This is a genomic window from Curtobacterium sp. 9128 (assembly GCF_007673775.1).
Taxonomy (GTDB): Bacteria; Actinomycetota; Actinomycetes; order Actinomycetales; family Microbacteriaceae; genus Curtobacterium.
In genome coordinates this window covers 75528-94676 of sequence record NZ_VEAF01000002.1, presented here as the reverse complement: position 1 = coordinate 94676, position 19149 = coordinate 75528, and the positions used below count along the sequence as shown (strand labels likewise).

At 70.9% G+C, this 19149-nt stretch carries 20 protein-coding genes and 1 tRNA gene; 12 read left to right on the top strand and 9 right to left on the bottom strand.

Features of this window, described 5'->3' with window-relative positions; genetic code table 11:
- Positions 1–25: 25 nt before the first annotated feature.
- The 4 genes from FS641_RS03690 to FS641_RS03675 are packed head-to-tail and all read right to left on the bottom strand — an operon-like array spanning position 26 to position 4591.
- Positions 26–721 (bottom strand): response regulator transcription factor, encoded by a 696-nt coding sequence (locus FS641_RS03690; protein WP_123656292.1) that lies wholly within the window; start codon positions 719–721, stop codon positions 26–28.
- Between the two features lie 22 nt (positions 722–743).
- Positions 744–2459, bottom strand: a complete 1716-nt coding sequence (locus FS641_RS03685; RefSeq protein WP_144760142.1) for a DNA repair helicase XPB — start codon at positions 2457–2459, stop codon at positions 744–746.
- 30 nt (positions 2460–2489) lie between these two features.
- On the bottom strand, positions 2490–4262 hold the full coding sequence (locus tag FS641_RS03680) for a helicase-associated domain-containing protein (protein ID WP_144760139.1): 1773 nt from the start codon (positions 4260–4262) through the stop codon (positions 2490–2492).
- Positions 4263–4291: 29 nt separating this feature from the next.
- On the bottom strand, positions 4292–4591 hold the full coding sequence (locus tag FS641_RS03675) for a hypothetical protein (protein ID WP_144760136.1): 300 nt from the start codon (positions 4589–4591) through the stop codon (positions 4292–4294).
- A 51-nt stretch (positions 4592–4642) separates the two neighbouring features.
- Between FS641_RS03675 and FS641_RS03670 the strand changes: the two genes are divergently transcribed.
- Both FS641_RS03670 and FS641_RS03665 read left to right on the top strand, forming a co-directional pair.
- A complete protein-coding gene (locus FS641_RS03670) occupies positions 4643–5020 on the top strand; it encodes a cold-shock protein (RefSeq protein ID WP_144760132.1) in 378 nt (125 codons plus the stop codon).
- Between the two features lie 2 nt (positions 5021–5022).
- Positions 5023–5655: a DUF3027 domain-containing protein gene (locus FS641_RS03665; RefSeq protein WP_260855676.1), complete on the top strand. Its 633-nt coding sequence runs from the start codon at positions 5023–5025 to the stop codon at positions 5653–5655.
- Between the two features lie 94 nt (positions 5656–5749).
- On the opposite strand, the gene serC is transcribed toward FS641_RS03665, so the two are convergent.
- Positions 5750–6868, bottom strand: coding sequence for a phosphoserine transaminase (serC, locus tag FS641_RS03660; protein WP_144760126.1), 1119 nt, complete (start codon positions 6866–6868; stop codon positions 5750–5752).
- A 121-nt stretch (positions 6869–6989) separates the two neighbouring features.
- On the opposite strand from serC, the gene FS641_RS03655 reads away from it, so the two are divergent.
- The 3 genes from FS641_RS03655 (at position 6990) to FS641_RS03645 (ending at position 9797) form a co-directional block, all read left to right on the top strand.
- Positions 6990–7685, top strand: a complete 696-nt coding sequence (locus FS641_RS03655) for a metal-dependent transcriptional regulator (RefSeq protein WP_144760123.1) — start codon at positions 6990–6992, stop codon at positions 7683–7685.
- A 305-nt stretch (positions 7686–7990) separates the two neighbouring features.
- The gene (locus FS641_RS03650; RefSeq protein ID WP_144760120.1) at positions 7991–8953 is read left to right on the top strand and encodes a C40 family peptidase; all 963 of its coding nucleotides are present in this window, start codon (positions 7991–7993) and stop codon (positions 8951–8953) included.
- A 349-nt stretch (positions 8954–9302) separates the two neighbouring features.
- On the top strand, positions 9303–9797 hold the full coding sequence (locus FS641_RS03645) for an HNH endonuclease (protein WP_144760118.1): 495 nt from the start codon (positions 9303–9305) through the stop codon (positions 9795–9797).
- Positions 9798–10016: 219 nt separating this feature from the next.
- Here the strand turns inward: FS641_RS03645 and FS641_RS03640 are convergent, their stop codons facing one another.
- The 3 genes from FS641_RS03640 to FS641_RS03630 all read right to left on the bottom strand — a co-directional run bounded on the left by FS641_RS03640 (position 10017) and on the right by FS641_RS03630 (position 11255).
- Positions 10017–10349, bottom strand: coding sequence for a transcriptional regulator (locus FS641_RS03640; RefSeq protein WP_144760115.1), 333 nt, complete (start codon positions 10347–10349; stop codon positions 10017–10019).
- Positions 10346–10777, bottom strand: coding sequence for a chemotaxis protein CheY (locus FS641_RS03635; RefSeq protein WP_144760112.1), 432 nt, complete (start codon positions 10775–10777; stop codon positions 10346–10348). The genes FS641_RS03640 and FS641_RS03635 overlap by 4 nt, the downstream gene beginning before the upstream one ends.
- An 85-nt stretch (positions 10778–10862) precedes the next feature.
- A complete protein-coding gene (locus FS641_RS03630; RefSeq protein WP_144760109.1) occupies positions 10863–11255 on the bottom strand; it encodes an arsenate reductase ArsC in 393 nt (130 codons plus the stop codon).
- A 72-nt stretch (positions 11256–11327) separates the two neighbouring features.
- Here FS641_RS03630 and FS641_RS03625 point away from each other — a divergent pair, with 72 nt between their 5' ends.
- The 6 genes from FS641_RS03625 to FS641_RS03600 all read left to right on the top strand — a co-directional run bounded on the left by FS641_RS03625 (position 11328) and on the right by FS641_RS03600 (position 17231).
- A complete protein-coding gene (locus FS641_RS03625) occupies positions 11328–12425 on the top strand; it encodes an epoxide hydrolase family protein (RefSeq protein ID WP_144760106.1) in 1098 nt (365 codons plus the stop codon).
- 27 nt (positions 12426–12452) lie between these two features.
- Positions 12453–12524: transfer RNA gene (locus tag FS641_RS03620), tRNA-Arg, on the top strand.
- 191 nt (positions 12525–12715) lie between these two features.
- Positions 12716–13177: a hypothetical protein gene (locus tag FS641_RS03615; RefSeq protein ID WP_144760104.1), complete on the top strand. Its 462-nt coding sequence runs from the start codon at positions 12716–12718 to the stop codon at positions 13175–13177.
- 323 nt (positions 13178–13500) lie between these two features.
- Complete coding sequence (gene hisD, locus FS641_RS03610) at positions 13501–14841, top strand: histidinol dehydrogenase (protein ID WP_144760101.1); 1341 nt, start codon at positions 13501–13503, stop codon at positions 14839–14841.
- Between the two features lie 42 nt (positions 14842–14883).
- Positions 14884–16407 carry an APC family permease gene (locus FS641_RS03605; RefSeq protein WP_144760098.1) on the top strand — a complete coding sequence of 508 codons (1524 nt, stop codon included), beginning with the start codon at positions 14884–14886 and terminating at the stop codon, positions 16405–16407.
- Positions 16404–17231, top strand: a complete 828-nt coding sequence (locus FS641_RS03600) for a nitrilase-related carbon-nitrogen hydrolase (protein ID WP_144760095.1) — start codon at positions 16404–16406, stop codon at positions 17229–17231. The genes FS641_RS03605 and FS641_RS03600 overlap by 4 nt, the downstream gene beginning before the upstream one ends.
- Here FS641_RS03600 and FS641_RS03595 read toward each other — a convergent pair.
- Complete coding sequence (locus FS641_RS03595; RefSeq protein WP_144760093.1) at positions 17221–18108, bottom strand: LysR family transcriptional regulator; 888 nt, start codon at positions 18106–18108, stop codon at positions 17221–17223. The two genes, FS641_RS03600 and FS641_RS03595, sit on opposite strands and share 11 nt — an antisense overlap.
- Positions 18109–18236: 128 nt before the next feature.
- Here FS641_RS03595 and ppk2 point away from each other — a divergent pair, with 128 nt between their 5' ends.
- Complete coding sequence (gene ppk2, locus FS641_RS03590) at positions 18237–19142, top strand: polyphosphate kinase 2 (RefSeq protein ID WP_144761488.1); 906 nt, start codon at positions 18237–18239, stop codon at positions 19140–19142.
- The last annotated feature ends 7 nt before the right edge of the window (positions 19143–19149 follow it).

Below are 19149 nucleotides of genomic sequence, written 5' to 3'. Positions count from 1 at the left end.
ACGAGCGCCGTGAGAACTCCGGCGGTCAGGACGCCTTGGACGCCTTGAGCATGTAGCCGAACCCGCGCTTGGTCTGGATGATCGGCTCGGCCGAGTACTGGTCGAGCTTCCGACGGAGGTACGAGATGTAGGACTCGACGATGCCCGCGTCCCCGTTGAAGTCGTACTCCCACACGTGGTCGAGGATCTGCGCCTTCGACAGCACGCGGTTCGGGTTGAGCATGAGGTAGCGCAGCAGCTTGAACTCGGTGGGGGAGAGCTCGATCTGCGCGTCGCCGATGGTGACCTCGTGCGTGTCCTGGTCCATCGTGAGCTCGCCGGCGCGGATGATCGCGTCCTCTTCGTCGTTCATCGTGCGGCGCAGGATCGCCTTGATGCGCGCGACGATCTCGTCGAGCGAGAACGGCTTCGTCACGTAGTCGTCGCCGCCGACGGTGAGACCGGTGATCTTGTCCTCGGTGTCGTCCTTCGCCGTGAGGAACAGGATCGGCGAGGTGTACCCGGAGGAACGGAGGCGCTTGGTGACGCCGAAGCCGTTCATGTCGGGGAGCATGACGTCGAGGATGATGAGGTCCGGCTCTTCCTCGAGCACGGCGGAGATCGCCTGTGCACCGTTCCCGACCGCACGCACGGCGAAGCCGGCGAAGCGCAGCGAGGTCGTGAGGAGGTCGCGGATGTTCGGCTCGTCGTCGACGATGAGGATCTTGGGTCCATCGGTCATGACCCAATCATCTGACTGTTGTCTAAACGTTCCCTGAGAGTGAAGGGGAAGCGTCCTGGACCTGATCGGCATCGAGGATCGTGTAGGAGTACCCCTGCTCGGCCAGGAACCGCTGCCGGTTCTGGGCGAAGTCCTGGTCCACGGTGTCCCGCGTCACGAGCGTGTAGAACGAGGCCGGCAGCCCGTCCTTGTTCGGCCGCAGGAGCCGGCCGAGCCGCTGCGCTTCCTCCTGCCGCGACCCGAATGACCCGGAGACCTGGATCGCGACGGTCGCATCGGGCAGGTCGACCGAGAAGTTCGCCACCTTCGACACCACCAGCACGTCCAGATCGCCGGAACGGAACGCCTGGAACAGTCGCTCACGCTCGTCGACGGGCGTCGCACCCGTGATCTCGGCGGCATCCAGGGAGGACGCCAGTGCGTCGAGCTGGTCGATGTACTGCCCGATGACGAGGATCTGCTCGCCACGGTGCTTCTCGATCAGCGCGCGCACCACCGGGGTCTTCGCCGGGGTCGTCGCGGCGAGTCGGTAGCGCTCGTCGTCACCGGACGCCGCGTACTCCAGCCGGTCCTCGTGCGGCAGGTCGATGCGCACCTCGTAGCAGGACGCCGGCGAGATGTAGCCCTGCGCCTCGATCTCCTTCCACGGGGCGTCGTAGCGCTTCGGCCCGATGAGGGAGAAGACGTCGCCCTCGCGGCCGTCCTCGCGCACGAGCGTCGCGGTCAGCCCGAGGCGTCGGCGGGCCTGCAGGTCGGCGGTGAGCTTGAACACCGGCGCCGGCAGCAGGTGGACCTCGTCGTAGACCACGAGGCCCCAGTCGAGGGCGTCGAGGAGCGACAGGTGCGTGTACTCGCCCTTCCGGCGGGCGGTGAGGATCTGGTAGGTCGCGATCGTGACCGGTCGGATCTCCTTGACGCTGCCGGAGTACTCGCCGATCTCGTCCTCGGTCAGGCTGGTCCGGCGCAGCAGCTCCGTCCGCCACTGCCGCGCGGAGACGGTGTTCGTCACGAGGATGAGCGTCGTCGCCTTGACGGTCGCCATCGCCCCCGCGCCGACGAGCGTCTTCCCCGCACCACAGGGCAGCACGACGACGCCGGAGCCCTGCGCGAAGAAGCTCTGCACCGCGTCCTGCTGGTACGGCCGGAGGTCCCAGTCCGTCGTCGCCAGGTCGATCGCGTGCGGTTGTCCGGGCGTGTAGCCGGCGAGGTCCTCGGCCGGCCAGCCGATCTTCACGAGCTCCTGCTTGACCTGTCCGCGCGCCCACTGCTGCAGCTCGATGGCGGTGTCGGAGCGCCGGTCGCCGAGGAGCGGCTTGATCCGCTTCGACCGGACGACCTCGGCGAGGACCAGCGGGTCGGTCGCGGTGAGGAGGAGGGTCGGCTGGCGCTCGAGCTCCTCCTCCGGCGAGTTGGCGATGACGGGCGCGTCCGCCGGGTCCTCCCGCCGGATGACCAGCCGTCCGTAGCGGGCGACGGTGTCGCGGATGTCGACCGTGACGCTCTGCGGCACGGGGAACTTCGCGTACCGCTCGAGCGTGGCGATCATGCTCTCGGCGTCGTGCCCCGCAGCTCGCGCGTTCCACAGGCCGAGCCGCGTGACGCGGTAGGTGTGGACGTGCTCTGGGGCGCGCTCGAGCTCGGCGAACACAGCGAGCTCGTGACGGGCGTCCTCGGCATCGGGGTGTGCGACCTCGAGGAGCACCGTGCGGTCGCTCTGGACGATCAGCGGTCCGTTCATGGCCTTCCAGCCTAGCCGCGAGGACCTGTGTCAGGCATCGCTGTCGACGGACAGGACGAGGGACAGCGGGAGCGTGCGCTCCACGTCGGCCGCCGTGTCCTTGCCGCGGATCCGCCCGGCGGCGACCGAGGTCGGCACGATCGAGAACGGGCGCTCGGAGCCGTCCGGCATCCGCACGACCACACGGATCGGGGTCCGCCCACGGATCGCCAGGTCGATCTGCCGACCCAGCCACTCCTGCTCCGGCTCGGCGTCGCCGCGCTGGGTGGTGAGGCGGAGCCGCTCGACGACGGCCCTCGCCGCGGCCTCCGGAGACCGGCCGGCGGGCCGGCGCCGGCCTGGAGGCTCGTGGCGCGGCTCGGGGCGTGCGCCCGGCCGCAACACGGCCGGGTAGCGCTGGTCCTCCAGCGCCGCGTGCACCACGTGCGCCGGGTAGTGGGAGACGAGCGTCTCGAGGTCGGGCCGCTCCCACGCCAGCTGACGGAGCTCGGCGTCCACCCCGATCAGGTCGAGCTGGTCGGGGGTCCCGCGGACGACGGCGCCGGCGCCGTCCTCGCCGCGGTCCACGACGATGCTGCCGTCCCGGGCCGCCACCTGGTCGATGAGGTACGCCAGGGGCTGTGGGACGCCGGTCACGCCGATCCGCTCGAACAGGGCCACGACGTGCTCGCGTGAGCTGCCCGACCGGAGGGCGCGGCGGAGCGAGTCCTCGGAGACGCGGTAGCGCGCGGCGAGCCCCGGCGCCTCGAGGTCGGCGACGGACCGGAGCTGGTCGTCGTCCGCGGGCGCGAGCGGCCCCGGCGCGATGACCGTGAGGTCGTGCTGCAGGTAGACGCCCTCGACCGTCGGGGGGAGGTCGGCTGCGGCCGCGTGCTCGGCCGTGTCGGGGTCGGCACCGAGGAGGGCCCGCCCGGTGTCCGTGACGGTGCCGTCCACCGTCACGCCGAGCGCTCCGGCCGTCCCGGCCACGTCGAGCAGGGTCGCGTCGAGCCACCTGGCACCGGCCGGGTAGGCCCAGCGCCCGAGGGCCACCAGGTCGCGCCAGTCGCCGTCGGCCGCGGCGAGGACCTCGCGCACGGCGGGGTCCAGGCCGTCCCGCCAGCGCGCAACGAGACGGACCCACCTGGTCGGCCACGGGGTGGTCAGCCACGTCCGACCGTCCTCGGTCAACGACCACGCTCCGTCCGCCGTCGTGGCGAAGTGGATGCGTTCGAGGAGGTCGAGACGACCGGGGACGACGTCCGCGTCCGCGCCGGACCGTTCGCCGAGGGCCCTGGCCATCGGCGAGCCGATCCCGCCCTTCACGAGCTCACGGACACCGCCCTCGTCCACGGCGCGGAGGAGCTCTGCGAGCATCGTCATCGTGTCGAACGCGCGCTCGGCGCCCGTGGTGCGCGCGGCCGTGGACCCGCCCACGTCGTCGACGCCAGCGGCGGGGCGGACGTGGGCCGGGCCTCCCGGGCCGAGGGCGGCCAGGTCGGGGTGAGCGGCCACGCGTGCGGCGACCGCGTCGTCGACCCGGCCGTCCTCGTCGGCCAGCGCGAGGTCGAGCGCCGGACCGAGGTCGGGTCCGGCGACGCCGTCGCGGAGGGCGAGGAGCGCTCGTCGCGGGAGGCGTTCGATCGCTGCGTCGACCGCGGCGTCCGTGCGGAACGCCTCGGCGAGGTCGAAGAAGTCGGTCACGCTCTGCGGGCCGCTGTCGCCGAGCACGGCGGTGGGGAGCCCGCGAGCGACGATGAGTCGTTCGAGGTCGTCGTCCGGCATCGCCCGGAGGCGGGCTGCCAGGTCGGCGGTGGTCGTCATCGGCCTGCGCTCGCGTCCGCGGGCGGACGTCAGCGGGCTTCCCGGTTCGCTCGTGCGCGACGGGTCCAGGTGATGGCGAGGAGGACGAGCATGAGGACCATCCCGATCGGGAAACCGATCAGCGGGATCGCCATGATGACCGGCCACGGCATGCCGCTCTGGGCCGTCGGGACCGTCAGCCACATCACGATCATGGCGATCATGCAGAGGAATCCCGCGATGAAGATGCCACCCACCATGAACGCGAGGGCGCGTTCGGTACGATTGAACGTCGCCGGGGGTTCAGCGGAGTTCCGCGTGTCCCCGGGGGATCGGGTCGGCTTGGCCATCGACCCAGGATATCCGCACCACGGCCAGCACACCCATCAAGGAGTCCACGCATGCCCACCGGCAAGGTCAAGTTCTACGACGACCAGAAGGGGTTCGGGTTCATCACCGGCGACGACGGCGACCAGGTCTTCCTGCACGCGTCCTCGCTCCCGGACGGCGTGACGACCGTGAAGGCCGGCTCGCGGCTCGAGTACGGGGTCGTGCAGGGCAAGCGCGGATCGCAGGCGCTGTCCGTCCGCCTGCTCGATCCGCAGCCGTCGCTGGCGAAGATGTCCCGCCGCTCGGCGGACGACATGGCCGTCATCGTGGAGGACCTCGTGAAGGAACTCGACCGGATCAGCGGAGACCTCCGCCACGGTCGCTACCCGAAGAACGGCACACGCCTCGCCGCGATCCTGCGGCACGTCGCAGACCAATTGGATGCATGACCATGACCGATGAGAACGAGCCCCGCGAGCTCCCCGAGCTCCGCACGCTCGCCCGCAAGGCCCTGCTCGAGGTGACCGACGAGTCGACCGTCGGGGGCGCCGTCGGCGTCACGGACGAGGGTGGCGGCGTCGTGTCGTACCTGTTCGCGAACCGGATGCCCGGCTACCCGGGGTGGCGCTGGACCGTCAGCATCGCCCAGGTCGAGGGCGACGACCCCACCGTGCTCGAGGTCGAGCTCATGCCCGGCGACGGGTCGCTCCTCGCGCCCGAGTGGGTCCCGTGGTCCGAGCGGCTGGCCGAGTACCGTGCGGCCCAGGACGGGCACGACCACGAGTCGGACGACGACGACGACGAGTCGGACGAGGATGAGTCGGACGAGGATGAGTCGGACGACGACGAGTCGGATGATGACGACGACGAGTCGGATGACGACGACGACGAGTTCGACGACGACGAGTCGGACGACGACGAGGACGATGACGACGACGCGTCGGACGTCGACGACGAGTTCGACGACGACGACTTCACCGACGCCGACGAGGGTGACCTGGCCGAGTCGGACGACGACGAGATCGAGGGCGTCGACGTCGACCAGCTCGCCGACCACCGCGAGCCGGACCACGACGAGCAGTAGCCAGCGCTCCGAACCTCGGAACGGACACAGCACCGCGGAGATCCGCGGTGCTGTGTCCGTTCCGGGGTGCTGTGCCGGCGTGCCGGAGCAGCGATCAGGACTGCAGGGCTCCGACCACGTAGGTGATGGCCCCGACGAGCTTCTGCACGTCGTCCGGGTCGATGGCCGTGAACGTCGCGACCCGGAGCTGGTTGCGTCCGAGCTTCCGGTACGGCTCCGTGTCCACGATGCCGTTCGCGCGGAGCACCGCGGCCACGGCCTTCGCGTCGATCGCGTCGTCGAGGTCGATCGTCGCGACGACCTGCGACCGGTGGTCGGGGTCGCGCACGAACGGCGCGGCGTAGTCGACCGACTCCGCCCAGTCGTAGAGCGTCGACGATGACGTCTTCGTGCGGGTGTCCGCCCAGGCCAGACCGCCGGAGGCGTTGATCCACTGCACCTGGTCGTCGAGGAGCAGGAGCGTGGAGATCGCCGGGGTGTTCAGCGTCTGGTTCAGCCGCGAGTTGTCGACCGCGTTCTTGAGCGACAGGAACTCCGGGATGTAGCGACCCGATGCGGCGATCCGCTCGACGCGCTCGATCGCGGCGGGGGAGAACAGCGCGAGCCAGATCCCGCCGTCGGAGGCGAAGTTCTTCTGCGGCGCGAAGTAGTAGACGTCGGTCGCGCTCACGTCGAACGCGGCGCCGCCGGCAGCGCTGGTGGCGTCCACGACCGTCAGGGCGCCCGGGTCGCCGGCCGCGCGGACGACGGGGGCCATGACGCCGGTCGACGTCTCGTTGTGGGGGTAGGCGTAGACGTCGACGCCCTCCACGATCTCGAGTTCGGCGCGGGAACCGCCCGGTGCCTCGACGACGTGCGGTGCCTGCAGCCACGGGGCGGCGGCGGCCTTGGCGAACTTCGAGCCGAACTCTCCGAAGGACAGGTTCTCGGCGCGCTGCTCGATCAGCCCGAACGCCGCGGCGTCCCAGAACGCGGTCGAGCCGCCGTTGCCGAGGACGACCTCGTAGCCGTCCGGCAGGTCGAACAGGTCGGCGAGGCCCTGCCGGACACTGCCGACGAGGTCCTTCACCGGCTTCTGACGGTGGGACGTCCCGAGGATCGTCGCTCCCCGGGTCACGAGCGCCTCGAGCTGCGCGCCGCGGATCTTGGACGGGCCACAGCCGAAGCGGCCGTCGGTGGGGAGGAACTCGGCGGGGATGACGATGTCTGCCATGGAGCGATCCTACCGGCGGTGGTATCCCATCCGGCCCCGCGCTGGGCGGCCAGGGGTCGGTTCCTGTCGGTCCGAACAAGTAGGGTGGGCTGCGCTGGGCCCAGTACAGGAGAGGCGGACCGTGACCGATCTCGTCGACACCACGGAGATGTACCTCCGGACGATCCTCGACCTCGAAGAAGAGGGGATCGTCCCGCTGCGTGCGCGCATCTCCGAGCGACTGGGGCACTCCGGCCCGACCGTCTCGCAGACGATCGCCCGGATGGAGCGCGACGGCCTCGTCGTCGTCTCGGGGGACCGCCACCTCGAACTCACCGGTGAGGGCCGTTCCCGCGCCACCCACGTGATGCGCAAGCACCGACTGGCCGAGCGGCTGCTGGCCGACGTCATCGGCCTCGACTGGGCATTCGTCCACGACGAGGCCTGCCGGTGGGAGCACGTGATGAGCGAGCAGGTCGAGGTCCGCCTGCTCGAGATGCTCGGCAACCCGACCGAGTCCCCGTACGGCAACCCGATCCCCGGTCTCGCCGAGATCGGTGGTCCGGACGCCGGGGGCTTCCTCGACGGCGTCCGCAACATCGTCGCCGCGACCGAGGGCACCGACGCCGTCGCGAGCGGTGTCATCCGTCGCCTGGGTGAGCCCGTGCAGTTCGAACCGGAGCTGTTGCACCAGCTGCGGTCGGCCGGCGTGATGCCCGGCCGGATGGCGAGTGTCCAGCGCGCCGGCGCCTACGTCGCCGTCCGCGTGGAGGGCGAAGACGCCGGCATCGAGCTGCCCTCCGAGGTCGCGCAGCACGTCTACATCGACGCCGCGTAGCCCGTCGGGGTACACCGTCGGGGGACGTCTGGCGACCCGCCCGACGGAATCGTGTCGAGATCAGGAAACCGGCTCTGACCTGGGCTTCGTCATCGTTCTGTTACAAAGGGCCGTTTTCGTCTCGACAAGGTAACGAAGCGCCCGTACACTCGACGAGTCCCCGGGCTGACACCGACCCGGGAACCCGTGGCAGGACGTCTCGAACCCGTCTCCTGCCTCGATCGGAAACGATGACGAACGGATGGGGTTGCGCACACTCGACGCTCGTCGGGTGTGCGATGACGAGACGCCGGAGACCCCCCACCTTGACGCAGACCGGTTCCGCCGCGGACGTGACGCCCGCGAACCCGACGAACACCGCGAACTCGACGCTCGACACGGTCGCCCCGCTCACCCGGCGGGCCGCTCGTGAAGCCGAGGCCAAGACCCCGAAGCGCTCCAGCGCCACGCGGGCGATGCGTGCCACCGGTACCCACGCCAAGCAGCCGGTCGCGACGCGCACCGCCAGTGACCCGCAGAAGCCGAGCTCCAGCTCGCGCAAGCGCCGGTTCATGGCGCCGATCGTCCTCACGATGGCTGCCGGCATGTTCGGCACCATGGCCGTCCCCGCCGCCTTCGCGACGACGCAGCAGTCCGGGGCCTCCGACACCGCGACCGCGCAGCAGGCGATCCGCACGACGCAGAGCCAGCAGCTCTCCGTCTCCGACGCCGCTGCGCTCGCCGACACGAGCCGTGACGGCTACTCCGCCACCTCGTCCGCGACCCTCGCCGCCGAGAAGCACGCAGCAGAGGTGCAGGCCGCCCGCGCAGCGACCGCCGCGCAGTACGCGTCCTACAAGGGCCCGACGGCGCAGGACTACCTGGCCTCCAAGACGACGACCTCCACGGCCAGCGCGTCCGTCGCCCCGGCCGCGAACACCCCGTTCTCGCTCCCGGCCGTCGTCGCGACCGCGAAGCAGTACATCGGCACCCCGTACGTCTTCGGCGGTGCGGACCCGTCCGGATTCGACTGCTCCGGCTACGTGATGTTCGTCTACGCGCAGTACGGCATCAAGCTCGCGCACTCGGTCCCGCTCCAGGACCAGGCCGGCACCACCATCCCCACGTCCGAGGCCCAGCCCGGCGACGTCGTCATCTTCAACAACGAGGCGCACGACGGCTTCTACATGGGCAACGGCATGATCATGGACGCCCCGAAGCCCGGCGGCTCGGTGTCGATCCGTCCGATCTGGACCAGCGACTACCACATCGTCCGGATGGGCGTCTGACGTCCCTGCTCACGCACTGCGTCCGGTGAACAACCGGAGAACCGGCTCAGCACTCCTCGTGCTGAGCCGGTTTCTGGGTTAACCTGGCGACATCGGCCCGACACGGCCCGAACAGGAGACCTCATGTCATCGTCACGCACGACCCGCACCATGGGTCGGCGCGCGTACGTCGACATACGGTCGACCACGACCTGCGTGCAACTGCACGCCCCAGCGTGACGACGAGCACTGCCCTGCGGGGTGGTGCTCTTCTTCGTTCCGGGACCGGGTCGCGATCCCCTGTTCGACGTCGTCCGGTCCGGTGTCCCGCACCGCCTGGAAGCCGTCCAGGCTCGTCGGAAGGGAACCCATGCGCACTCTCGTCCTCAACGCCGGTTACGAGCCCCTCGCGGTGATCTCGTTCCGTCGGGCCCTCGTGCTGGTCATGAACCAGAAGGCCGCCATCGTCGCCGCCGACCTCGACCACCCCATCGCCGGGTCGACGTCGAGCTACGACCGTCCGTCCGTCATCATCCTCACCCGGTACGTGCGCATCCCGCACGCGCGACTGGTGCCGGTGTCCCGCCGCGGGGTCCTCCGTCGGGACGCCAACCGCTGCGCGTACTGCGACCGGCACGCCACCACGATCGACCACGTGCAGCCGAAGTCGCGTGGGGGCGAGGACTCGTGGGAGAACCTCGTCGCCTGCTGTCTCGCGTGCAACAACAAGAAGGGTGACCGGACCCCGCGGGAGATGGGTTGGCACCTGCGGTTCCGCCCGAAGGCCCCGCACGGTGCGAGCTGGGTGGTGCGCGGTGTGGAGCGGCCCCAGCCGGACTGGGACGAGTTCCTGGTCGCCGCCTGACGGCAGGGCCGAACCTCTGCGCGTCGGAACGACGAGTGCGCCCGCGCCCGCGCGCGCACTCGTCGTCGACGCGAGCACTCGCCGCCGCGAGGGAGGCGGCGTACTCGGTCGTCTCCGCGGTCTGACGCTCGTCGGCAGCGTCCGCACGGTGGACTGCTGCTCGGCGTCGGACTGGAGGCCCGTGGCGGCACCGCCACGGGCCTCCAGTCCGACCTCCGGTCACCGCGCCGGGTCGTCCCGCTCCGGCTGACCGGCGATCTCGCGGAGCGCGTCGAGGTGCGTGCGCCACGCGTCGCGGCCGCTGCGGGTGAGCGTCAGCGACGTCCTGGGGGTCTTCCCGACGAAGGCCTTGCCGACCGACAGGTAGCCGGCGTTCTCGAGGACGGCGACCTGCTTGCTGAGCGCCGAGTCGGTGACCTCGACGGCGTCACGCACTTCGCGGAAGCCGAGCGTTCCCGCGCGGTCGAGCGCGGCGACGATCGAGAACCGCACCGGGTTCTGCAGGTGGTCGTCGAGGCGGTGTCGAGCGTGCGTGCGGTCCGTCACGGTCATCGCCGGGCCTCGAACGCCGCGCAGGCCATCGTCACGGCGAGGATCGCCCCGCTGGTCACGCCGGACCACAGCACCGAGCCGTGCACCCAGCCCACGACGGCGATGGCGGCCGCGTAGGTGACGACCCAGCTGGCGATGTACGCCGTCCACCGTCGGCTCCGAGCGAACGCCGACCGGCCGCGGATCGACACCGCGAAGAACACGATGAGCGCGAAGAACGCGGCGAGGGTGGTGACGTACACCAGCCCGAACGCGTCGCCGGTCGTCAGGCCCATCCCCAGTGCGCCGAACGCGGTGACCATGCCGAGCGCGAGGATGAACGTGACGTACGGCCACCGCGTCTGGTCGTGGGCGCGTCGGCTGAGTCGGTCTGCGTGATCGAGGAGTCGACGGGCCTCGCTCGGGCTGACGGTTTCGTGGTTGCTCATGGTTGCTCCCTTCCACGATCCACCCTGGCATGTACTTGCCAGAATGGCAAGTGGTTCCGGAAGGGGAAGTCCAGCAGCGTCGCCGTCAGCCGACCAGCTCCGTGACGAGCGTCTGGACGCGGGCGCGGATCTCGTCCCGCACCGGCCGCACGGCGTCGAGGGGGAGTCCTGCGGGGTCGGTCAGTTCCCAGTCCTCGTACCGCTTGCCGGGGAACACCGGGCACGCGTCACCACAGCCCATCGTGACGACGACGTCGGCCGTGCGCACGGCGTCGGTCGTGAGCACGCGCGGCTGTTCGCCGACGATGTCCACGCCGTCCTCGGCCATCGCCGCGACGGCGACGGGGTTGAGGCGCTCGGCGGGTTCGGAGCCGGCGGAGACGACGTCGATGCGGTCACCGGCGAGGTGCCGGAGGTAACCGGCGGCCATCTGCGACCGACCGGCGTTGTGCACGCATACGAAGAGGACGGTGGGCATCGGAGTTCCTCCTGTGGTGACGGGACCGTCCCATCCTGCCGGGTGTCGGTGGGCGTGCGTAGCGTCCCGGGCATGCCAGCGATGTGGATCGACGACGACACCATCACCGACCTCCGAGCGCGCCTGCGTGCGACCCGCTGGCCGGACGCCCCCGCGGGCGCGGGGTGGTCCCTCGGCGCCGACGTCGAGGAGCTGAGCGCCCTGGTGGCGTACTGGGCGGACGGGTTCGACTTCGAGGCGCACCGTACGGCCCTCGCCGCGCTGCCGAGCCGCACCGTCCAGGTCGACGGCCTGGGCATCAACGTCCTGCGCTCCGGCGAGGGCGGCATGCCGCTGCTGCTCGCGCACGGCTGGCCCGACTCGAACTGGCGGTACCGCAAGGTCCTGCCGCTCCTGGCGGACGCCGGGTTCGACGTCGTCGTGCCGGACATGCCCGGGTACGGGTTCTCCGCCGTCCCGCCCACGACGCTCGATGCCCGCGACGTCGCCGGACTCTGGGCGACGCTCATGACCGAGCTCGGCCACGAGCGCTTCGCCGTCGCCGGTGGGGACATCGGGACGCACGTCGCCCGGTACCTCGCGCTCGACCACCCCGACCGCGTCGTCGCCGTCCACCGTATCGACGGCGGACTGCCGTGGCCGGGGATCGACGTCGACGCGCTCTCCCCTGCCGAGCGGGAGTTCGTCCGGGCCACCGCGGCGTGGCGGGACGCCGAAGGTGCCTACGCGGCGATGCACCGCACGAAGCCGCAGACCGCCGCCGCCGGGCTCACCGACTCGCCGGCCGGACTCGCGGCCTGGATCGTCGAGAAGCTCCGGTCGTGGAGCGACTGCGACGGCGACCTCTGGTCCGTCTACACGCGCGACGAGGTCCTGGCGCTCGTGACCGAGTACTGGGCGACGGGGACCATCGGCTCCGCGATGCGGATGTACCGGGCGAACGCCGCGATCCCGCCGGAGCAGACCTCCCGACGCGTCGAGACGCCCTCGGGGTTCACGCTCTACCCGGGCGACCTCGTCCGAGCGCCTCGGGAGTGGCTCGAACGGACCACGAACCTGGTGTCGCTGACGGAGCCCGAGCGTGGTGGGCACTTCGCGCCCTTTGAGCAGCCCGAGTCGTACACGGCGGAGCTCGCGGCGTTCCTCGAGCCGTTCCGGGCGAGGGTGTAGCCGGCGCCCGCTAGAGTGGACGGGCCGGCCTCTGTAGCTCAATGGAAGAGCAGTTCCGTCCTAAGGAAAGGGTTGGGGGTTCGAGTCCCTCCAGGGGCACAGACAAGCGGAAGTGCAAGGGTCCGCAGGCTGGGGTTCCACCCAGGTCAACGTTCACCCAACGGTGACGACCACCGGTCAAGCACGAGAAGCGGCTGCATCAACGTGGATGCAGCCGCTCTTCGTCGGGGCGTCCGGTGAAGACGACGTGGACTGCGACGTCGGTCAACTACCAGCGAGTGAAGTAACGCATGATCATCCAAGAGACCAACAGCAGCATCAGCAGTGTCCTCAAGGAAACGTTCCGGCCGATGCAGGAACAGGTGAGGCACATGCTCGGTCTGCTCGACGACGACGAGCACTTCGCGTGGCGAATCTGGTGGTGCCCCGACGACGCCGACTGGATGTTCAACCCGGAGAAGGTCGAAGCAGAGTTCGACGCCGCCTATCTGCAAGCCGGCGGCACCGCGGAGAAGATGAGCATTGAACTGCGCCGCCGTGAGGACGACGGCGAGTACCGGTTCTACGTCGTCGGCCGCGACCACGACCTCGCGGAGCCGCTGACGGACGCCATCGACGTGCAGGACGCGCACGAGCCCCGGCACCCGGCAGAGCTCTTCACCGCCGACGAGGCTGCACCGGTGTTCGTGCACTACGTCGAGCAGCAGAAGATCCCAGACGGGTACGCCCTCCGGCTCATCGACAGCATGTGACTGCGCGCCCCCCGTGGGTCTCGACCCATGGACGGGTTGCGCGTGGTCACCGCCCGTCGCGGACCCGTGTCCAGAACGCCGCTGCTCTCCCCAGAACACCGGGTGGTCGCTGCGCAAGCCGGTAGCTGCGTTGTTGTCCGCGGGCGACAGCAGCGGCATCCGCTACTACGGCCGGACGGCGTGTGGCGACCGAACGCGCTCGTCATCGAGGCCGTCAACCGCTGGCGTGATGCACCGCCCGGCCCCGAGCCATCGTGTTCCCCGATGGCTCCTGCCCGGACTTCGGGCTTTCTCCGCAGCGCGGCAGCGGCCACGCTGATCGCATGCAACTCTCCTCCCGCTTCACCGCACGGAACAGCGACCGCTTCCGCTTCGTCAAGGCACCCGGCGTCGACGTCCCGCCGGCGCAGCGCGACCCCGAGGTCGTCGCCACCGTCAGCCGGATGCTCGCCGAGATCGAGCGCGACGGCATGGACGCCATCCGGCGGTACGCACAGGAGCTCGACCGGCAGGACGCCCCCGTGGAGCTCAGCGCGGCGCAGATCGCGGCGAGCGGGGACCGCCTCGCCCCGGACCTGCGGTCGGCGATCGAGCTGGGCTCGGCGCGGACGAAGCAGTTCGCCGCGATGCAGCGCGAGCACCTCGTCGACTTCGAAGCCGAACTCGTCGACGGCCTGGTCGTGGGGCAGCGCTACGTGCCGGTCGGCAGCGTCGGTGCGTACCTGCCCGCCGGCCGCTTCCCGCTGACGGCGAGCGCGTTCATGACCGTCGGCGTCGCGAAGGTCGCGGGCGTCCCCACCGTCGTGGCGTGCACCCCGCCGCAGCCCGACGGTGGCGCCAACGACGCGGTCACCTACGCCGCGTACCTGTCCGGCGTCGACCGGCTGTTCGTGCTCGGCGGCGTGCAGGCGCTCGCCGCGATGGCGTTCGGCCTGCTCGACACCGACCTGGACCCGGTCGACATGCTCGTCGGCGCGGGCAACGCCTTCGTGGCCGAAGCGAAGCGCCAGTTGTTCGGCACGGTCGCGATCGACCTGCTCGCCGGGCCGAGCGAGGTCGCCGTGATCGCCGACGACACCGCGGACGCCGAGGTCGTCGCCGCGGACCTGCTCGGGCAGGCCGAGCACGGGCCGAACTCCCCGGCTGCCCTCGTGACGACCTCCGAGCGCCTCGCCGACGAGGTCGTCGCCGCGGTCGAACGGCAGCTCCCGACCCTGTCGACGGAGCCGATCTGCGGTCCGGCCTGGCGGGATCACGGCTCGGTCGTGCTCGTCGGCTCCCGTGAGGACGCCGTGCGGGTGATGGACGAGTTCGCGCCGGAGCACCTCGAGGTGCAGACGGCCGATGACGCCTGGTACCACGACCACCTCACGAACTACGGCTCGCTGTTCCTCGGGCACTGGAGCACCGTGGCGTACTCGGACAAGGGCATGGCGGGCACGAACCACACCCTGCCGACCGCCGGTGGCGCGAAGCACAGTGCCGGACTGTCGGTGTCGCGCTACCTCAAGCCGCTCACCTACCAGCGCATCGCCCGCGAGGCGACGCCGTCGGTGGCACACGCGGTGGACGTGATCTCCGCGAGCGAGGGCATGAGCGCACACCGGGCGACCGCGACGATGCGCCTGGAGACCTACGCCCCGGTGCACGCAACCTCCGACTGACCTGTCCCCCCACCCCGACCCCCGACCGCATCGGAGCCAGCGATGACCACCGAGCACCACCCCACCCCGGCCGCCCCCGGCCTCAAGCGTGAACTCAAGGTCGCCGACGCGGCCGCCTTCTCGGTCGGGTTGATCGGACCGGTCGGCGTCATGGCGCTGCTCGGAGCCGGTGCCGCCGGGATCCTCGGACGCGGTGCCACCTGGGCGTTCGTCTTCGCCCTCGTGGCCGTGTCCCTGGTCGCCTACGGGTTCGTCAAGCTCTCGCGGCACATCGCCCACACCGGGTCGGTGTACGCCACGGTCGGCCTGACACTCGGCGCCCGCGCGGGCTTCATCGCCGGCTGGGCGCTGTTCTTCGCCTACGTCACGATCGGCGCCGGGTCCGGCATCGAGATCAGCCTCTTCGTGACGCAGCTGCTGAACGACCTGGGCCTCGACGTCGCACCCGATTGGATCTGGATCACGGTCGTCGCCCTGGCGGTGGTCGTCCTGCTCGGGCGCCGCGAGGTGCACGTCATCACCCGGTCCCTGCTGTACGCCGAACTCATCGGCGCGGTGCTCGTCACGATCCTCAACGTCGTCGTGCTGGTCCGCCTGGGCGTCGGTGCAGCTCCGGCAGGTCGACACCTCAGCTGGGACTTCCTGGCGCTGCCGAGCGGGACCGACGTCGGGCTGATCGCCGGTGCCGCGGTGTTCGGGTTCCTGGCGTTCGCCGGGTTCGAGGGCGCTGCCACGCTCGGCGAGGAGACGAGCAACCCCAAGCGGGACATCCCGAAGGCGCTGAAGATCGCGATCGTCGTCGTCGGGGCGTTCTACCTGCTCTCGATCATCGCGCAGTCGCTGGGCTACGGCACCTCGGCCGCCGGGGTGAAGCAGTTCGCCGGCTCCGCCGCGCCGTACGGCGACCTCGCGCGCACCTACGTCGGCACCTGGCTCGCCGACCTGCTCACCCTGGCCGCCGTGGTCAGCCTGTTCGCGATCTTCCTCGGCACCCTGTCCGGCGCCGCCCGGGTGCTGTTCGCGCTCTCGCGCGACACCGGTCTCGCTCGGCCGGTGTCGAAGCTGTCCGCGCAGGGTTCGCCGGTCAACGCGCTGAGCGTGGTGGCGGTCGTCGCGGTGCTCATCGTGATCGGCGAACGCTTCTCGGGCGCCGCGGTGCTCGACGCGACCTACTGGGCGCTCACCGTCGGCACGATCGCCCTGCTCGTCGCGTACGTGCTGGCGACCGTCGGCGCCGTGCGGTTCCTGTTCTTCTCGGGGCGTGCCGCGACACCGAAGTGGCAGATCGTCATCCCGGTCCTGGCGCTCGCCCTCGTGCTGTACACGATCTACAAGAACGCCGTCGGGCTCGAGGCGCCGTACAGCTGGTTCCCGTACATCGTCGCCGCCTGGCTGCTCATCGGCCTGGGCATCACGTTCCGCCGCGGGCTGGTCGAGCGGGTCCGGGCCGCCCTGGCTGCGTCCACCGGGACCGACCGGGAGGCTCCTCCCGCGGTCGCCGGGACCGGCCCGGCGCCGGCGCGGGGCGAGTCCACCCCGGACGACGTCGAGGACGTGGTCCGGTGACCCGGGTCGCGGCCGTCCAGCTCGCGCCCGTCGTCGGCGACCTCGCCGCGAACGCGGCGACCATCCGGGCGGCCCTCGACGCCCTGCCGGACGACGTCGACGTCGTGGTCCTGCCGGAGCTCGCGACCAGCGGGTACGTCTTCCGGGACGCGGCCGAGGCGAGGGCCTGTGCCGTCCCCGCGCGGGACGCGAGCGTGACCGGGTGGGCGACCACGGCCTCCCGGCTGTCCCACGGCACCGGCGGCATCGTCGTCGGTGGCTTCGCGGAGCTGGGGGAGGACGGTGCCGTCTACAACGCGGCGGCGGTCGTGGACCGCACCGGCGTCGTCGGCGTGTACCGCAAGGTGCACCTGTGGGACGGCGAGAAGGCGTGCTTCACGCCCGGCTCGGAACGCCCGCTCGTGGTGGACACCGTCCACGGCCGGATCGGGGTGTCGATCTGCTTCGACGTCGAGTTCCCCGAGTGGACCCGGATGGCGGCGCTGGACGGGGCGGAGATGCTCGCGGTGCCGACGAACTGGCCATGGGTGGACCGACCGGAGGGCGAGCGCGCGCCCGAGGTGCAGATCGCGATGGCCGCAGCCCGGGTCAACCGGATGGCGATGGTGTGCGCGGACCGCTGCGGCACGGAGCGCGGCGTCGACTGGAACGAGGGCACGTCGATCGTCGACGCCGACGGATGGGTGCGGGCCGCGACCGGCCCGGGTGCCGGGACGGCCATCGCGGACCTCGACCTGGCGGCCAACCGGGACAAGACGCTGACCCCGAACGCGGACCTGCACGGGGACCGGCGTCCCGACCTCTACGGACCGCTCAGTCGCTGAGGAGCTCCCGGGCCAGCCGGGCGAGTTCCGCGGTGGCGGCGGACAGCACCGCGCCCTCCCGCTCCACCAGTGCGACGGTGTCGTGCACCGGATCGGCGAACGGGGTCCAGTGCAGTCCGTCGGTGACGGCGGCCTCGGCGACGGCCCGCGCCACGAACGTGTCGCCGACCCCCGATGCGACGAGGGCGAGTGCCGTCTCGACCTGCTCGACCTCGACGTGCGGCTCGAGGGCGACGCCGGCGAGCCGTGCACGCTCGGCGAACTGCCGACGGGTGGGATCACGCCAGCCGTAGTGGGCGTCGTAGAGGACCAGCCGACGCGCAGCCATCTCCTGGATCGTCATCGGATGCCGGGTGACGGACGGGTCCCGGCTCACGAACACGACCTCGTCCCGTCGGAGCGGGGTGACCCGCAGCCCGTCGGTGTCGATCGGCAGGACGACGAGGCCCGCCTCGAGCCCGCCGGACGCGACCTCGTTCGCCACCTCGACCGAGTTCAGGCCGATGACCCGGAGCCGGACTGCGGGGTGTGCGGTGTGGAAGCGGGAGAGCAGCTCGTCGAGGGCGTAGTACTTCGCGTTCCGCAGCAGCCCGAACGAGGCCGTGCCGCCGACGAGCGACGTCACCGCGCGGAGCGCCCGGTCCGCCGCGTCCGCCTCGGCGACGATCCGCTCGGCGATCGGCAGCAGGACCGACCCGGCGTCCGTCAGTCCGAGCCGCCGGCCGCCGCGGACGAACAGCCGGGTCTCGTAGGCGCCCTCGAGCCGTCGGATGAACTCCGAGACGGACGACTGCGACATGAGGAGCGCGGTCGCCGCGGCGGTGAAGGAGCCCAGCCGCGCCGCCGCGACGAAGACGCGGAGCTGCACGAGGGTCATCGCGCACAGCCTACGGTCCCGTCGACCGTTCCACGGCGGGACCCACGCCGGTCGGGCGGTGTTCACGACCGCCTGCTAGACCGGGACGAGCCGCGCACCCGGACCCGTGCGGCAGAGGAGGACCCGTGCTGGATGCCGCTCCGATCGGAGACCTGCGCGAGTACATCGAGGACCTGCGCACCAAGGGCTACACGGTCGACAACGCCCACACGCCGGACCCGGAGCTCATCGACCCCGAGGGCAACCCGATCTACACCTGGCGGGAGGACTACCCGTACGACGAGCTCATGAGCCGCGAGGAGTACGAGTACGAGAAGTACCGCCTGCAGGTCGAGTTGCTCAAGTTCCAGTACTGGCTCGAGGACAACGGTCGCAAGGCGATCATCCTGTTCGAGGGACGGGACGCCGCGGGCAAGGGCGGCACGATCAAGCGCTTCACCGAGCACCTGAACCCGCGCACCTCCCGCGTCGTGGCGCTCTCGAAGCCGAGCGAGCGCGAGCAGGGGCAGTGGTACTTCCAGCGCTACGTGGAGCACCTCCCGAGCGCGGGGGAGATCGTGATGTTCGACCGCTCCTGGTACAACCGCGCCGGCGTCGAGCGGGTGATGGGGTACTGCACGGACGAGCAGTACGAGACCTTCATGACGCAGGCGCCCTCGTTCGAGCGGATGCTCGTCGACGCCGGGATCCACGTCACGAAGTTCTGGTTCTCGGTGACGCGCAAGGAGCAGCGCACCCGCTTCGCGATCCGCCAGCTCGACCCGGTGCGACGGTGGAAGCTCTCCCCGAACGACGTCGCCTCGCTCCGGGTGTGGGACGACTACACCGCGGCGAAGGAGGAGATGTTCCGGCGCACCGACAAGCGGTACGCGCCGTGGACGATCGTCCGCTCGAACGACAAGAAGCGGGCCCGCGTCAACGCGATGCGCTACTTCCTGGCGCAGTTCGACTACGACGACAAGGACCCCGCCGTCGCCCTGCCGCCGGACCCGCAGCTGGTGATGCGCGGCAAGACCCTCCAGATGGAGGAGTGACCGGCGT

Coding starts and splice junctions, on each gene's coding strand:
- FS641_RS03690 (WP_123656292.1), bottom strand. CDS start 721: ATGACCGATGGACCCAAGATCCTCATCGTCGACGACGAGCCGAACATC.
- FS641_RS03685 (WP_144760142.1), bottom strand. CDS start 2,459: ATGAACGGACCGCTGATCGTCCAGAGCGACCGCACGGTGCTCCTCGAG.
- FS641_RS03680 (WP_144760139.1), bottom strand. CDS start 4,262: ATGACGACCACCGCCGACCTGGCAGCCCGCCTCCGGGCGATGCCGGAC.
- FS641_RS03675 (WP_144760136.1), bottom strand. CDS start 4,591: ATGGCCAAGCCGACCCGATCCCCCGGGGACACGCGGAACTCCGCTGAA.
- FS641_RS03670 (WP_144760132.1), top strand. CDS start 4,643: ATGCCCACCGGCAAGGTCAAGTTCTACGACGACCAGAAGGGGTTCGGG.
- FS641_RS03665 (WP_260855676.1), top strand. CDS start 5,023: ATGACCGATGAGAACGAGCCCCGCGAGCTCCCCGAGCTCCGCACGCTC.
- serC (WP_144760126.1), bottom strand. CDS start 6,868: ATGGCAGACATCGTCATCCCCGCCGAGTTCCTCCCCACCGACGGCCGC.
- FS641_RS03645 (WP_144760118.1), top strand. CDS start 9,303: ATGCGCACTCTCGTCCTCAACGCCGGTTACGAGCCCCTCGCGGTGATC.
- FS641_RS03640 (WP_144760115.1), bottom strand. CDS start 10,349: ATGACCGTGACGGACCGCACGCACGCTCGACACCGCCTCGACGACCAC.
- FS641_RS03635 (WP_144760112.1), bottom strand. CDS start 10,777: ATGAGCAACCACGAAACCGTCAGCCCGAGCGAGGCCCGTCGACTCCTC.
- FS641_RS03630 (WP_144760109.1), bottom strand. CDS start 11,255: ATGCCCACCGTCCTCTTCGTATGCGTGCACAACGCCGGTCGGTCGCAG.
- FS641_RS03625 (WP_144760106.1), top strand. CDS start 11,328: ATGCCAGCGATGTGGATCGACGACGACACCATCACCGACCTCCGAGCG.
- FS641_RS03615 (WP_144760104.1), top strand. CDS start 12,716: ATGATCATCCAAGAGACCAACAGCAGCATCAGCAGTGTCCTCAAGGAA.
- hisD (WP_144760101.1), top strand. CDS start 13,501: ATGCAACTCTCCTCCCGCTTCACCGCACGGAACAGCGACCGCTTCCGC.
- FS641_RS03605 (WP_144760098.1), top strand. CDS start 14,884: ATGACCACCGAGCACCACCCCACCCCGGCCGCCCCCGGCCTCAAGCGT.
- FS641_RS03595 (WP_144760093.1), bottom strand. CDS start 18,108: ATGACCCTCGTGCAGCTCCGCGTCTTCGTCGCGGCGGCGCGGCTGGGC.